Annotated in this window: 15 protein-coding genes and 1 other RNA gene; 11 read left to right on the top strand and 5 right to left on the bottom strand. The window is 70.2% G+C overall.

Going from position 1 to position 13,665, the window contains the following annotated elements; all coding sequences use genetic code 11:
* Positions 1 to 33 precede the first annotated feature (33 nt).
* Complete coding sequence (locus FFS23_RS13725; protein ID WP_171009494.1) at positions 34 to 579, bottom strand: DUF2076 domain-containing protein; 546 nt, start codon at positions 577 to 579, stop codon at positions 34 to 36.
* A 163-nt stretch (positions 580 to 742) separates the two neighbouring features.
* Here FFS23_RS13725 and FFS23_RS13730 point away from each other — a divergent pair, with 163 nt between their 5' ends.
* Positions 743 to 1,399, top strand: coding sequence for a sulfite oxidase-like oxidoreductase (locus tag FFS23_RS13730; RefSeq protein WP_137899037.1), 657 nt, complete (start codon positions 743 to 745; stop codon positions 1,397 to 1,399).
* A gap of 6 nt (positions 1,400 to 1,405) precedes the next feature.
* Here FFS23_RS13730 and FFS23_RS13735 read toward each other — a convergent pair whose 3' ends face one another.
* Both FFS23_RS13735 and FFS23_RS13740 read right to left on the bottom strand, forming a co-directional pair.
* Positions 1,406 to 2,194, bottom strand: a complete 789-nt coding sequence (locus tag FFS23_RS13735; protein ID WP_137899038.1) for a metallophosphoesterase — start codon at positions 2,192 to 2,194, stop codon at positions 1,406 to 1,408.
* Positions 2,191 to 3,006 (bottom strand): hypothetical protein, encoded by an 816-nt coding sequence (locus FFS23_RS13740; RefSeq protein ID WP_137899039.1) that lies wholly within the window; start codon positions 3,004 to 3,006, stop codon positions 2,191 to 2,193. Before FFS23_RS13740 ends, FFS23_RS13735 begins: the two co-directional genes overlap by 4 nt.
* Positions 3,007 to 3,137: 131 nt before the next feature.
* Here FFS23_RS13740 and FFS23_RS13745 point away from each other — a divergent pair, with 131 nt between their 5' ends.
* Positions 3,138 to 4,211, top strand: a complete 1,074-nt coding sequence (locus FFS23_RS13745; RefSeq protein ID WP_137899040.1) for an aldose epimerase family protein — start codon at positions 3,138 to 3,140, stop codon at positions 4,209 to 4,211.
* On the opposite strand, the gene FFS23_RS13750 is transcribed toward FFS23_RS13745, so the two are convergent.
* Positions 4,198 to 5,475, bottom strand: a complete 1,278-nt coding sequence (locus FFS23_RS13750; RefSeq protein ID WP_171009495.1) for an MFS transporter — start codon at positions 5,473 to 5,475, stop codon at positions 4,198 to 4,200. The genes FFS23_RS13745 and FFS23_RS13750 overlap by 14 nt on opposite strands.
* Positions 5,476 to 5,799: 324 nt before the next feature.
* On the opposite strand from FFS23_RS13750, the gene FFS23_RS13755 reads away from it, so the two are divergent.
* The 9 genes from FFS23_RS13755 to FFS23_RS13795 all read left to right on the top strand — a co-directional run bounded on the left by FFS23_RS13755 (position 5,800) and on the right by FFS23_RS13795 (position 13,074).
* Positions 5,800 to 8,094 carry a chemotaxis protein CheA gene (locus FFS23_RS13755; protein ID WP_137899042.1) on the top strand — a complete coding sequence of 765 codons (2,295 nt, stop codon included), beginning with the start codon at positions 5,800 to 5,802 and terminating at the stop codon, positions 8,092 to 8,094.
* A complete protein-coding gene (locus tag FFS23_RS13760; RefSeq protein WP_038660950.1) occupies positions 8,094 to 8,519 on the top strand; it encodes a chemotaxis protein CheW in 426 nt (141 codons plus the stop codon). The genes FFS23_RS13755 and FFS23_RS13760 overlap by 1 nt, the downstream gene beginning before the upstream one ends.
* 65 nt (positions 8,520 to 8,584) lie before the next feature.
* A complete protein-coding gene (locus FFS23_RS13765) occupies positions 8,585 to 8,950 on the top strand; it encodes a response regulator (RefSeq protein ID WP_038660946.1) in 366 nt (121 codons plus the stop codon).
* Positions 8,951 to 8,967: 17 nt separating this feature from the next.
* On the top strand, positions 8,968 to 10,074 hold the full coding sequence (gene cheB, locus FFS23_RS13770) for a chemotaxis-specific protein-glutamate methyltransferase CheB (protein ID WP_137899043.1): 1,107 nt from the start codon (positions 8,968 to 8,970) through the stop codon (positions 10,072 to 10,074).
* Positions 10,071 to 10,919 (top strand): CheR family methyltransferase, encoded by an 849-nt coding sequence (locus tag FFS23_RS13775; RefSeq protein WP_081974355.1) that lies wholly within the window; start codon positions 10,071 to 10,073, stop codon positions 10,917 to 10,919. Before cheB ends, FFS23_RS13775 begins: the two co-directional genes overlap by 4 nt.
* A 41-nt stretch (positions 10,920 to 10,960) precedes the next feature.
* Positions 10,961 to 11,650, top strand: a complete 690-nt coding sequence (locus tag FFS23_RS13780; RefSeq protein ID WP_137899044.1) for an N-acetylmuramoyl-L-alanine amidase — start codon at positions 10,961 to 10,963, stop codon at positions 11,648 to 11,650.
* A gap of 152 nt (positions 11,651 to 11,802) precedes the next feature.
* An RNA gene (gene rnpB / locus FFS23_RS13785) (RNase P RNA component class A) lies at positions 11,803 to 12,171 on the top strand.
* A gap of 43 nt (positions 12,172 to 12,214) precedes the next feature.
* A complete protein-coding gene (locus tag FFS23_RS13790) occupies positions 12,215 to 12,754 on the top strand; it encodes a J domain-containing protein (RefSeq protein ID WP_038666657.1) in 540 nt (179 codons plus the stop codon).
* Positions 12,739 to 13,074 carry an NADH-quinone oxidoreductase subunit NuoE family protein gene (locus FFS23_RS13795; protein ID WP_137899045.1) on the top strand — a complete coding sequence of 112 codons (336 nt, stop codon included), beginning with the start codon at positions 12,739 to 12,741 and terminating at the stop codon, positions 13,072 to 13,074. The genes FFS23_RS13790 and FFS23_RS13795 overlap by 16 nt, the downstream gene beginning before the upstream one ends.
* Here the strand turns inward: FFS23_RS13795 and FFS23_RS13800 are convergent.
* Positions 13,065 to 13,469, bottom strand: a complete 405-nt coding sequence (locus tag FFS23_RS13800) for a SufE family protein (RefSeq protein WP_137899046.1) — start codon at positions 13,467 to 13,469, stop codon at positions 13,065 to 13,067. The two genes, FFS23_RS13795 and FFS23_RS13800, sit on opposite strands and share 10 nt — an antisense overlap.
* Positions 13,470 to 13,665: the final 196 nt, after the last annotated feature.

A 13,665-nucleotide genomic window follows, 5' to 3' on the forward strand; every position in this document is an offset into this window, starting at 1 on the left:
GATGGTCCGGCGCGGCACGGCCCGCGCCGGCACCTACCAGTCGCTGCTGTCGTTGTTGTCGTCGTCGTCGCCGTAATTGTTGATCACGACATTCTCTTCTGGCGCGCCGAGAAAGCCCTGGCCACCGCCGCCGAAGCCACCGCCGTGGTGGCCGCCGAACAGGTCGGAAAGCCCGCTGAACAGCATCTCGCCGCCGGCGACGCCCGCCGCCGTGGTGCCGGCCGACCGCAGGAAACTGCCGAGGCCGCCGCCCCCCGACAGGATGCCGGGCCGCGCCCCCGGTGCCGGGGGCGCATAAGCGGGTTGCGACCCGCCCCATGGTCCGCGGTCGGTCGGCAAAAAGCTGGGTGATGGTGCCGGCGGGGCGACCTGCCGCTCCAGCTCCGCGATCCGGCCCTGCGCGGCGTGCAGCGACTGGTCGGCGACGATCGCATGCTGGACCAGCACGTAGCCCGCGTCGGGATTGGCGGCGAGCGCCTGCCGGATCAGCGCGTCCGCCTCATTGTCCTTGGCGACGCCGCGCGTCGCGACCAGCTCGTTGAGGAAATTCGTCAGAAGGGTGCGTTCGTCGGGTGTCATGTTTCGTCCTCGCGGTGAACGGCGGAGGAGATCGGTCGCCGACCCGCCGCGTTCAACCTCGCCGTGCCCCCGAGGCGTCATCGTGACGCGGAATTCACCTGCCCGTCATCCCGCTTGCCATCGGGGGCGATGATGCGGGATGTACGGCAGAACGGAGATCGACATGACCGACGATGCGACGCCGCCCGACAGCAAGCTGACCCGCTCGAAGCGGCGCTGGGCGAGCGAGCACAAGTTCCTGACCGGCCATGGCGCGCGACCCGAGGACGAGCGCTTGCCGCCCGGGCAGCATCTGGTGCGCGACTGGCCGGTGCTCGATCTCGGTCGCCAGCCGGATATCGCCACCGACCGGTGGGAATTGCGTATCGGCGGCCTGGTCGAGCGGCCGGTGACGCTCGATTGGGCGGCGTTCATGGCTCTGCCGCAGACGCAGGACCGGTCGGACATCCACTGCGTCACGACCTGGTCGCGCTACGACAATGAATGGGCCGGCGTCGCGACGCGCGACCTGCTCGACGTGGTGCAGCCGAGCGCCGCGGCGGCGTTCGTCATGCTGCACGGTTATGACGGTTACACCACCAATCTGCCGCTCACCGATTTCGCGGCGGAGCAGGCGATGGTGGCGCACAGCTGGGACGGTGCGCCGCTGACGCGCGCGCATGGCGGCCCGGCGCGGTTGCTCGTCCCGCATCTCTATCTGTGGAAAAGCGCCAAATGGCTGCGTGCCATCGACATCCTCGGCGCCGACGCGCCCGGCTTCTGGGAGGTCAACGGTTATCACATGCGCGGCGATCCCTGGACGGAGGAACGCTATTCCTGAATCCGGTCAGCGCGCGGTGCTCCCGTCGATCGCCTGGATGATCTCGGCGCGATCCTCGCACAGGTGCAACGCGGTGAGTACGCCGGTCTTGTAGGCGCCGGTGTCGATGCCGATACGGTGCGGCAATACCGTCGGCCGGTCGCCCGTCCACGTGTGGCCGTGGACGATGATCGACGCGGCGGGTTTCGGATGGTCGAGGAACCCCTCGCGGATCCACAGCAGGTCGTCGCGGCGCTGGGCGTGCAGCGCGACGCCGGGCACGACACCGGCGTGCACGAAGGCATAATCGCCGATCTCGATCAGCAGTTCGAGCCGGAGAAGCAGATGATAATGCGAGGTCGGCATCGCATCGAGCAGGCTGTCGCGCAGCGCGGTCAGCGCCGCCGGCCGTTCCAGCTCGGCCGGCTCGGGCAGGTCGACGCCGTACGATCGCACCGTCGCGGCGCCGCCGACCGCCAGCCAGCGGCCATGATCGGTCGGCCGTTCGAGGAAGTCGCGCAGCATCGCTTCGTGATTGCCTTCGAGCAGCCGCGCTTCCACGGCGGTCGAGCGCAGCAGCCAGGTCAGCGCGGCGAGCACCTCGGCGGACGCCGGCCCGCGATCGACATAATCGCCGCACAGCACCAGCAGCGGCGTCACGCCCGGATAGCGCTCCGCCGCATCGCGGTTGATCTCGGCGAGCAGCGCATGCAGCAGATCGTAGCGACCGTGGACGTCGCCGATCGCATAGAGCGGCTGCACGCCCGCCCGCACGCCGTCCGCCGGCGCGAGCCGCTCGCGCCGGAAGCCGATCATTGCAGCGCCACGCGATCCCCCGCCGGCGCGTCCTCGGCGAAGACGCGCAGGTCGGCGGCGATCATGCCATAGATGCGCAACGCCTCGCGCGGCCGCCGGACGGCGACGCGGCGGGCGCGGAGCCATTCGTCCCGATAATCGCGCAGCGTGCCGGCACGGACCTGCGCCATCGTCGCCTGGTCGTAGGCGATCGCGACGGTGCGCTCCGCGCTGCGCAATTGCGGCGCAAGGCAGCTCGCCTCGTCGAAACAGGCGCTGCGGACCGGTGCGGTGGCCAGTAAGGCGGCACGCTCGGGTGCAGAGCTCGGCCGTTCGACGCGGGGCGCAACCGGGCGCGGCGGCGCGTCGATACTCATCTCCCGCGCCGGCGTATAAGGACGGGGGGCGGGGGCCTCGGGCGTCACCGGCGCGTCTTCCGTGCCGGCGTCGGGCGAGGGCGGCAAAGCTGGAGTGGCGTCGGCGATCTGGACCGGCTGCGGCGCGACGGCCGGTACGGCGGCGGGTTGCGGCAGGGGTTGCGGTCGCTTCGTCGCGACGCGCTTCGCCGGCACGGCGACTGGTGCCTCCATGACGTTGCTGCCGCCGACGATTCCCGCGGTCAGCATCGTCAGCACGCCGCCGGCGGCGAGCATCGCCAGCCACGGGCGACGCCTGCGACGCAGTCGTTCCGGGTGGGCGAGGACCGGCAGTGCCGCGGGCGCGCTGCGCACTTCGCGCCCGAAGATCGCGGCCATGTCGTCGGCCACGCCTTTGATCTTGGGCGTCGCCTGCGGCGTTTGCGGCCCGGTTGCTGGCAGATCGGAGTCAATCATGGCGGCGATATTAAGCATAAGCGCTGAACCTTGGCTGTATCCGATGTTCAAGAATCGTACCCCGTCGGCGCGCCAACCAAGGTGAAAAGAAGCTCGCGCCGATGGAAGCACTGCCATAGAACCGGCCAGTGATGCTTCTCCTGCTCCTCGCCGCCGCCACCGCGCCGACCCCGGCCGATCCGACGATCACGCTGCGCAGCGGTAAGGGGATGGCGGTCCGCCTGATCCCGCAGGGTGCGATCGTGACCGCGATCGAGGTGCCCGACCGGACCGGCCGCGTCGCCAATGTCGTGCTCGGCTATCCCAGGGCCGCGGATTATCGGACCAAGATCCGCAAGAACGGGTTCGGCGCGACGATCGGGCGCTATGCCGGGCGGATCGCCGGCGCGCGCTTCGCGATCGATGGCCGGACGGTGAGCCTGGTCGCCAACGACGGCGCCAACGCGCTGCATGGCGGCGGCCCGTTCGGCTTCGACACCGCGGACTGGCGCGTGAGCCGCCGATCGGGCGGCGACCGCGCGACCTTTACGTTGGTCAGCCCCGACGGCTTCCAGAACTTTCCGGGCCGCCTGACGGTGACGGTGCGCTACCGGCTCGCCGCCGACAATGCGCTGCACATCGACTATACCGCGCGCACCACCCGGCCGACCGCGCTCAACATCACCAACCACAGCTATTTCAATCTCGCGGGCGAGGGCAGCGGCAGCGTGTTCGGCCAGTGGCTGCAGCTCAAGGCGGCGCAAGCGATCGTCACCGATGCCGGCGGCATACCGACCGGCGCGCTGGCGCCGGTCGCCGATACGCCGATGGACTTCCGCTGCCCGCGCCGCATCGGCGAGCGGATCGCCAGCCCGGTGCTCAAGGGTCGCGGCTACAATCACGCCTGGCTGTTCGACAAGCCCGTCGGGACGCTCGCGCCGGTGGCGCGGCTGATCGATCCGGCGTCGGGCCGGACGCTGACGATCGAGACGACCGAGCCGTCGGTGCAGGTCTATACCGGCGGCTATATCGACGGCAGCGACGCCGGGCCGAGCGGCCACGTCTACCAGCCCGGCGACGGCGTCGCGCTGGAGATGCAGCACGTCTCCGACAGTCCGCATCATCCGCAATTCCCGACGACGATCCTGCGACCGGGCCAGACCTATCGGCAGACGACGATCTGGCGGTTCGGGACCGACGGCACCGAATCGCCTAGCTGCCGCTGACCGCCGCCCGCAGTCTCGCGCCGGACGCTGCACGGTGTCGGCAGGCGAGCGCGAGCGCGACGCACGTCGCCGCCAGCGTCGTCAACGCCGCGACGATCAGCAGCGACGGCGGCGAGTGCGGATCGGCGAGCGTATCGCGATAGGCGGAGCCGGCGAGGACATGGCCGAGCAGCAGCATCGCCGCCGCCTGCGCCAGCTTCGACACGCAGGTGAAGACGCCGACATAGCCAGTCGCGCCGCCCGCCGCGGCGCGGTGCATCATCGCCGCCCATAGCATCAGCCACAGGCCGCTCGTCCCCGCACCGAAGCCGAGCCCGGCGAGGATCACGCCCGCCGCCGTGGTCCGCAGCGGACCGAGCAGGATCAGCGCCGCGAGCAGCAACGCCAGCGCCGCCGCGCCCAAGGCGCCGCTGGTCCGCACCCGGCGCCGGCAGGCGAGCCACGCCGGCTGGCTGACGAGCCCGCCGATTCCCGCCCACAGCAGCAGCCCGACACCCCCCGCGGCATAAGCGGCGTAATATGGCTCGAGCGCGCGGAACAACGAACCCGCCGCCACCATTACCGTCAACGCGGCGAGGATCGTCGTGAAGCGCAGTTTTGCGCCGTCCCCGTCGCACTGCGCCGGCGGCCCCGCGACCCCGGTGACCGGCGTGCGCGCCAGCCACCAGCCGGTCGCGCAGACCAGCAGCGACAGGGTCGTCGCCCAGGCCAGCCACGGGAGATCGGCATGGCCGTGGATCAGCAGCGGCCCGCCGCAGCCACCGACCGCGATGCTGGCAAGCCCCGAAGCGACGTTGCGCCGCGCGAGCAGCGTGCAGCGCCCGTCCTCGTCGAGCGGCGCCAGCGCGACCATCGCATTCTGCGGCACGTCGATGAACGGATAGGCGACGCGGAACCCGAGCAAGGTCGCCAGCGCCCACGGCAGCCGCAGTTCCGCCCCGATCAACGGCGTCGCGCAGAACGACAGGAAGAACAGGCAGGTCGCCGGCGTGGCGCCAAGCTGCAACCGCGCCGCGCCGTCGGTACCGCTCATCCGCCCGCGCCAGTGCACCCCCAGCGCCGCATCGACCACGCCGTTGAGCGCGAGCGTCGCGGCCATCACCAGGCTCATCGCCGAAGCGTTCAGGCCGCAGGCCTCGGTGAGGAAGAAGCCGAACAGCAAGGTGCTGGCATGCCACAATTGGCTCTTGGCGAAATGCGCGAGCAGATAGGGCGAGACTGCCGCCGCCAGCGCCGATCGCATCCGGCCATCACGAGCTGGCATGGTCCCCATCCGCGCAGGCTAACCGGCCTCTGTGTGCCTTTTATGTAAGCGCCGCCGTATTGCATCGGTTCGGGTGAAGCCTCCGCGCGACCTCGGCAAACTCCACCCGTGCTCCTGCGAACGCAGGAGCCCAGGGTTCCGGATGCCGTCAGCTGTTGTCCTGCTTGGCCCCTGGGTTCCTGCTTTCGCAGGAACACTGTGTTGATCCGCCGACATTGCCGACTTTCGACGAGGCCCCGCGTCCTCCGCGATACACGCCCCCGACGACTAAACGCCGCCTTAACCTGTCTCGCCCCATGAGCCGTAACGAACTGCCGGGGACCCATGGACGACCTTTTACAGGAATTCATCGCCGAGACCCGCGAGACGCTCGAGGCGCTCTCGGGGGAGATCGTCGCGTGGGAGGCGGCGCCGACCGATCGGGCGCGGCTCGATGCGATCTTCCGCTTCGTCCATACGGTGAAGGGCAGCTGCGGCTTTCTCGATCTGCCGCGGCTGGCGCGGCTCAGCCACGCCGCCGAGGACGTGCTCGCCGCGGTGCGCGACGGCAAGCGCGTGCCCGACACGTTGCTGGTCGATGCGGTGCTCGCGATCGTCGATCGCATCGGCGAACTGGTCGAGGCGATCGATTCGGGCACGGCGCTCGACGATTCCAGCGAGGATCTGCTGATCGCCGCGCTCGCCGAGGACGCACGGCCCGTCGCGCAGGTCCAGCCCGCCGCGATGGTCCGCGCCAGCAGCCGTTCGGTCCGCCTCAACGTCGACCTGCTCGACCGGATGATGAGTGGCATGTCGGAGATGGTGCTGGCGCGCAACGAACTCGCCCGCCGGCTCCGCGACGAACAGGTCGATCCCCTGGTCGAGGCGGCCCTGGAACGGCTGTCGCTGACCGTTTCCGACATGCGCGACACGGTTACGCGGACGCGGATGCAGCGGATCGACGCGCTCTTCTCGGCGCTGCCGCGGATGGTGCGCGATACCGCCGGCGAACTCGGCAAGCAGGTGGCGCTCAGCATCGACGGCGCCGACGTCGAGCTCGACCGCGAGATGATCGAGCTGATGCGCGATCCGCTGGTCCATATCATCCGCAACGCGGTCGATCACGGCATCGAGCGCCCCGCCGAGCGGCGTGCCGCCGGCAAGCCCGACATCGGCCGGCTGTTCGTCTCGGCGCGCCAGTCGGGCAACCAGATCCTGGTCGAGATTGCCGACGACGGCCGTGGCATCGACGTCGACCGCCTCGCCGCCAAGGCGCGGGCGCAGGGGCTGGTCACCGATGCCGCGCTCGCCGGCATGGACGCCTCGGCGCGGCTCGATCTCGTCTTCCACGCCGGCCTGTCGAGCCGCGACACGGTCACCGCCATCTCCGGCCGCGGCGTCGGCATGGACGTGGTGCGGTCCAACATCGAACATATCGGCGGACGTATCCAGCTCGCCAGCCGGCCGGGGCAGGGGCTGACGATCGTCATCGCGGTGCCGCTGACGCTGTCGATCATGTCGACGATCGTCGTCGGCGTCGGCGACCAGCGCTTCGCGATCGCGCGCCAGTCGGTCGACGAGATCCTGCGCGTGCGCGGCGAATCGGTGCGGATCGACACCGTCGGCGATGCCGAGGTGGCGACGGTGCGCGGTCGGCGGCTGCCTTTGGTGTCGCTCGGCCGGCTGCTCGGCATCGGCGACGGCGGCGAGACGACGCTGGCGATCGTCTCCACCCGCGACGGCGATTACGCGCTGGCGATCGATCACGTCATCGATACCGAGGAACTGGTGGTAAAGCCCGCCGCGCCGGCGGTGATGGCGACCGGTGTCTATGCCGGCCATACGTTGCCCGATTCGGGCCTGCCGATGCTGCTGCTCGACGCATCCGGCATCGCCGCGGTCGCCGGCCTGCGCTTCCTGCACGGCCTCGCCGCCGAGCAGGACGTTGCGGTCGCCGCGGCGGCGCCCGGCGTGCTTGCGCTGATGTTCGAGGATCTCGACGGCCAGCGCCGCGTGCTGCCGCTCGCCGCGATCGACCGCGTCGAGCCGGTCTCGACCGAGACGATCCGTCGTACCGGCGGCCAGTTGCGGCTGGCGATCGGCGGCAGTCTGGTACCGCTCTATTCCGTCGCGCCGATCGGCGATCGGCGCGACGTGCCGGTGCTGCGCCTGACCGATGGCGTCACCGAGATCGCCTATGCGATCCACGAGCCGGTCGAGATCGTCCAGCTGCCGACCGAGGTTGCGCCCGCGCGCGGTGTCGGACCGGTCGCCGGGGTGGTGATGATTGACGGCGAGCAGGTCGAATTGCTCGATGCGCATGCGCTGTTCGCCGGTGCGCTGCAACCGCTCGCCGGTGATCGTCTGTGCTGGCTGCAACCCGATGCCGGCGGCTGGATGGAGACGTTCCTGCGGCCGATGCTGGAGGCGCTCGGCTATCGCTGCGTGATGCAGCCGCCGCCGGACGGCCCGGCCGACGTCGCGCTCGTCATGGACGACGTCGCGATCGCCCCTGCCGCCGCGCGCAACGTCGTGCGGCTGCGTCAGGAGCGTCACGATGCCGGCGATCCCGCGAGTATCTATCGTTACGACCGGCCGGCGCTGCTCGACGCGCTGGCGCATGCCGTGGGAGGCCGCTGATGGGCTTGTTCCTGATCGCGCAGATCGCCGGCCGGGGCGTCGCCATCGAGACCAGCCAGGTCGATTCGGTGGTCGACATCGCCGAGATCGTCGCGGTGCCTCGTGCGGAGGCGGCGGTGCGCGGGCTGGTCGCGCTGCGCAGCCGGGTGGTCACCGTCATCGACACCGGCACCGCGCTCGGCCTCGATCCGACCCCCGATTCGGCGCGGCGCGCGGTGATCACGCGGATCGACGGCCATCATTATGCGGTTCTGGTCGACGAGCTGGAGGACGTGTCCGTCTTCGATCGCCAGCCGCTGTCGCCCGGCCTCGCGCTCGATCGCGGCTGGGCGCAGGTCGGCGTCGGGCTGGTAGAGCGGGACGGCGAACCGTTGCTGATCGTCGATCTCGCCGCTCTCGTCCCGCAACAGGTGCTGGCCGCTTAACGCGACGCTTACGCTTCGCTGCCATCATGCCAAGCAGCGGTCATCGCTGGTAAAAAGGCTTATCCATGAAGACGTGCCTCGTAGTCGACGATTCGAAGGTGATCCGGAAGGTCGCGCGCCACATTTTGGAGACGCTCGATTTCACCGTGGCGGAGGCGTGCGACGGCCGTGAGGCGCTGGACGCCTGCCTCGCCTCGCCGCCGGACGTAATCCTGCTCGACTGGAACATGCCGGTGATGAGCGGCATGGATTTCCTGCGCGCGCTGCGCGAGGCACCGATCGCCTCGCGCCCCAAGGTGGTGTTCTGCACCACCGAGAACGGCATGGCCTATATCCGCGCCGCGATCGAGGCGGGGGCGGACGAATATGTGATGAAGCCGTTCGACCGCGACACGCTCGAATCGAAGCTCCAGATCGTCGGCATGGCCTGACGGGCGGGAGCCCTGCCATGGCCACCGCCGCCCATCCCCTCCACCAGCCGGACGCCGCAGCGGGCCGCCGCTCGCCCGCGCGCGTGCTCATCGTCGACGATTCGGCGGTGGCGCGTGCGGTGATGGAGCGGATCATCGCCGCGACCGACCGCTATGTGGTGGTCGCCAGCGTCAGCACCGCCTCCGCGGCGTCGGCGGTGCTCGCCCGCGAGCGCGTCCAGTTCGTGCTGCTCGACGTGCAGATGCCCGGCGTCGACGGCCTCACCGCCTTGCCCGGCCTGATCGCGGCGGGGCAGGGGGCGAACGTCCTCGTCGTCTCCGGCCAGGCCGCCGAGGGCGCCGCGACCACCGTTCAGGCGCTGGCGCTCGGCGCGACCGACACCGTCTTCAAGCCGGCAAGCGGCGAGCGGCTGGGCCAGTTCGGCGAGATCCTGATCGACAAGCTCGACCGGCTCGCCAGCGTCGCCTGCGCCGGCCGGCCGGCGCCTGCCGTGGTGCCGCTGCGCACCGCAGCCACGCCGGTACCGCGCGCCGCGCCGGCGGCCGACGAATATGACGTGATGGCGATCGGCGCGTCGACCGGCGGCATCCACGCGCTCAGCGCGCTGCTCGCGCAGATCCCGGCGACCTTTCGCCTGCCGATCCTTATTACCCAGCATCTGCCGGCATCGTTCATGCCCTATTTCGCCGCGCAGCTCGCGGTGATCGGCAACCGCCCGTGCGAGGTCGCGATCGACCGGTTGCGGCTGCGGCCCGGCCGGATCATCGTCGCGCCCGGCGACGCGCATATGCGCTGCGTGGCGCTCGGCGACGGATCGGCGGCGATCCGCCTGACCCACGATGCCGCCGCGAGCGGCTGCACGCCCTCGGTCGATCCGATGTTCGCCTCGCTGGCCGAGGTCTTCGGCGCGCGCATGCTGGCGGTGGTGTTGAGCGGCATGGGCCGCGACGGCGCCGAGGGCGCACGGCTGGTTCGACAGGCCGGCGGGTGCGTGCTTGTGCAGGATCAGGCGAGTTCGGTGATCTGGGGCATGCCAGGCGCGGTCGCCGACGGCGGCAGCGCCGATGCGGTGCTGCCCCCCGACGCGATCGGCCGCCTCGCCGCGGCGCGGCGGCGGCCATGACCGCCGCGCCGCGCCCCGCCGCTCCGCCCGCAATCTCCCAGGTCGCCCTCAACGTTTTCAGCGCCTTGCTTGAGGCCCGCACCGGCCAGCAGATCGCCAGCTATCGCTCGTGGCGGATCGATACCGCGCTCAAGCCCTTGCTGCGCGAACGCCGGCTCGACACGCTGGACCAGCTCGTCACCCTGCTGCTCGACGGCCAGGATGCGCGGGTCGGCGACCAGATCGTCAACGCACTGGTCAATCAGGAAACCTCCTTCTTCCGCGACGCGCCGATCTTCGATCTGGTGCTGGAGGCGGTCGCCGCTGCCGAGGCGGCGGGGCGCCGGCCGCGTATCTGGTGTGCCGGCTGTTCGACCGGGCAGGAGCCCTTGTCGCTGGCGATGCTGTTCGCCGAACGGGCGGAGGGCGGCGCGGCGGTGCCCGAGATCGTCGCGACCGACGTGTCGGAGGCGGCGGTCACCCGCGCCCGCGCCGGCCGCTACACGCAATTCGAGATCCAGCGCGGCCTGCCGATCCGGCGGATGGTCCGCTGGTTCTACGCCGACGGCGGCGACTGGGTCGCCAAGCCCGAACTGACCCGGCTGGTGACGGTGCGCCGCCACAATCTCGTCGCCGAACCGCCGCCGCCTGGCGCGTTCGACGTGATCCTGTGCCGCAACGTGCTGCTCTACCTCTCCGTGGCCGCCAAGAGCGAGGTGTTCGCGCGCTTCGCGGCGGCGATCCGGCCGGGCGGCACGCTGGCGCTCGGCGCGGGCGAGACGGTGATCGGCCAGACGAGCGCGTTCGAGCCGAGCCGGGCCCTGCGCGGGCTGTACCAACGCACCGCCGCCCGCGCCGCCGCCTGATCCCCCTTACGCGTCCGTTCGGGCTTCGCTAGGCTGCGCGGATGACAATCCTCGAGACGCCCTCGCCGAACTTCGACGAGCGGTCGCTGCCGATCACCATGATCGTGCTGCATTATACCGGCATGCAGGACGGGCCGTCGGCGCTCGCACGGCTGCGCGATCCCGAGGCGAAGGTGTCCGCGCATTATCTGGTCGAGGAGGACGGCACCGTCTGCCGGCTGGTCGACGAGGCGATGCGCGCCTGGCATGCCGGTCGCTCGCATTGGCGCGGCATCACCGACATCAATTCGGCGAGCGTCGGGATCGAGATCGTCAATCCCGGCCACGAATGGGGCTATCGTCCCTTCACCGAGGAGCAGATCGACGCGCTGATCCCGCTGGTCGCGGCGATCAAGGCCCGCCACGGCATCACCCGCGGCAATATCGTCGGCCATTCGGACATCGCACCCGCGCGCAAGCGCGATCCCGGCGAGCTGTTCCCCTGGTATCGCCTCGCCAAGCTGCGCCTCGCGCTGCCGCGGCCGACGCGCAATCTGATGGACCCGATGTGGCCACAGGGCGGCTTCCTGCTCGCGCTCGAACGCTTCGGCTATGACGTCAGCGATCCGATGGCGGCGATCATGGCGTTCCAGCGCCGCTACCGCCCCGAACTGGTCGACGGCGAGATCGACGCCGAATGCCGCATGATCCTGCTCGCGCTATTGCTTCCCAAACCGCAGGGGGATGACTGATTTTGCTGAACGCTGCGGTAGAGCAGCGTTCAGGGCGGTGCCGGCCCGCACCCCCTCCCGGCCACCCACACGGTATCTTGATGGGTGGCCGGGAGGGGGCGCGGGCCGGCACCGCTTCCCTAGCGCGTATTCACGCGCTAGGGCGACCAGCGTCAGAGGGTCGGGCGGCCGCGGGTATCTCTTGAGATACGCGAGGAAAGTCCGGGCTCCGCGAAACGACGGTGCCGGGTAACGCCCGGCGGGGGCGACCCCAGGGAAAGTGCCACAGAGAGCAGACGGCGCCGGCTTCGGCCACGCCACGGTGAAAGGGTGCGGTAAGAGCGCACCGCGCGCCTGGTAACAGGGGCGGCACGGCAAACCCCACCGGGAGCAAGACCGAATAGGGGCGGCACATGGGCTTCGTTTCAGCTCGTCGCCCGGGTTGGTTGCTTGAGGCGGCGCGCGAGCGTCGTCCTAGAGGAATGGTCGCCTATCCCCCGCAAGGGGGTGGACAGAACCCGGCTTACAGACCCTCTGACATCATGCCCCCGTTGCGCCGCGCCGCCCAAGGCTTATGTGGTCCCGATGGCGCGCAGCACATCTCGTTCGAACGATTGGGGGTTTCCGCGCTGGCGCGGCTATGGCTCGGGCCGCGAGACGACGACGGTGCGGATCTGCGACCGCCACGGCTGCGACGAACCGGGCAATTGTCCCGCGCCGAAGTCTCCCAACAGCCCGGATCGCTGGTATTTCTGCGCCACGCACGCGGCCGAATACAATCGCGGCTGGAATTATTTCGAGGGGCTTTCGGCGGAAGAGGCGGCGCGTCGCGAGGCGTCGGAAACCAGCGCCGCATCGGGCTATGCCAATGCCAGCCATTACGCCTGGGGCGGTTCGGGCGACGGCAGTCGCTCGCGCGACGAGATGCATGCGCTCGAGGCGCTGGGCCTCGACACCGACGCGGACTTCGATGCGGTGAAGACGGCGTGGCGCAAGCTCGCCAAGGAAAACCATCCGGACATCCGCCCCGGCGACAGCAATGCCGCGGTCCGCTTTCAGGCGGTGCAGGCCGCCTATGAGGTGTTGCGCGCGGCAGAGGAGCGGCGCGAGTGGCGCCCCCGCTGAAGCAGGTCCCCAGCGCCTGGCAGGGCGCGATCCTCGTCTGCGGCAAATGTTCGAAGAAGCTCGACGGCGGCTTCGGCAAGAAGCGGCGAACGCCGCTCGCCAAGGTGCTGCGCAAGATCCTCGGCGTCGGCAAGGGGCGCAAGGCGACACTCGGCGTGGTCGAGACGCGCTGCCTCGGCCTGTGCCCGCGCAATGCGGTGGCGATGATCGACGGTCGCGCGCCCGGCACGTGGCTGGTGGTGCCGAAGGACGCCGATGTCGCCGAACTGACGGCGCGGCTGGCGGCGGGGCCGGCCCCCGCCGCCCGCAATCAGACGTAGCGCGCCGCGGTCTCCCGGATCAGCGCGATCATGTTGGGAATGCCCTGCGTCCGGTTCGAGCTGAGCTGGTTCTTCAGATCGAACGGCGCCAGCTCGCCCTCGATATCCGCGCCGGCGATCGCCGCCGGCGTGCCATCCTGCACGGTGAGCAGCACCAGCGCGATGATGCCCTTGGTGATCGCGGCGTTGCTGTCGGCGAGGAAGTGGAGCGTGCCGTCGTCGCGCCGCGTCGGATAGACCCAGACCGACGCCGAACAGCCGCGTACCAAGGTCGCCTCGGTCTTCAACGCCTCGGGCATCGGCTCCAGCGAGCGGCCGAGATCGATCAGCAGGCGATAGCGATCGTCGGGATCGAGGAAGTCGTATTCGTCGCGGATGTCGGCGATGCTGGTCATGCCGTGCGCGGTACAGGCGGCGACGGGGAGGGGCAACCGTCGGGCCCTAAGTCCCGCCTATTCCCTCTTCGTCATCCCCGCGGAGGCGGGGATGTGGAGTCACGTTTGAAGTGCACCGGTTGAGGCATGGAGGAATGCCTCGGCGGGGGTCTGGAAGTCGAGGCATTTTCTGGGGGTGTCGTTGAGGCGCTGTGCA

Origin of the sequence: Sphingomonas sp. 2SG, from assembly GCF_005503285.1 — a bacterium.
GTDB lineage: Bacteria > Pseudomonadota > Alphaproteobacteria > Sphingomonadales > Sphingomonadaceae > Sphingomonas > Sphingomonas taxi.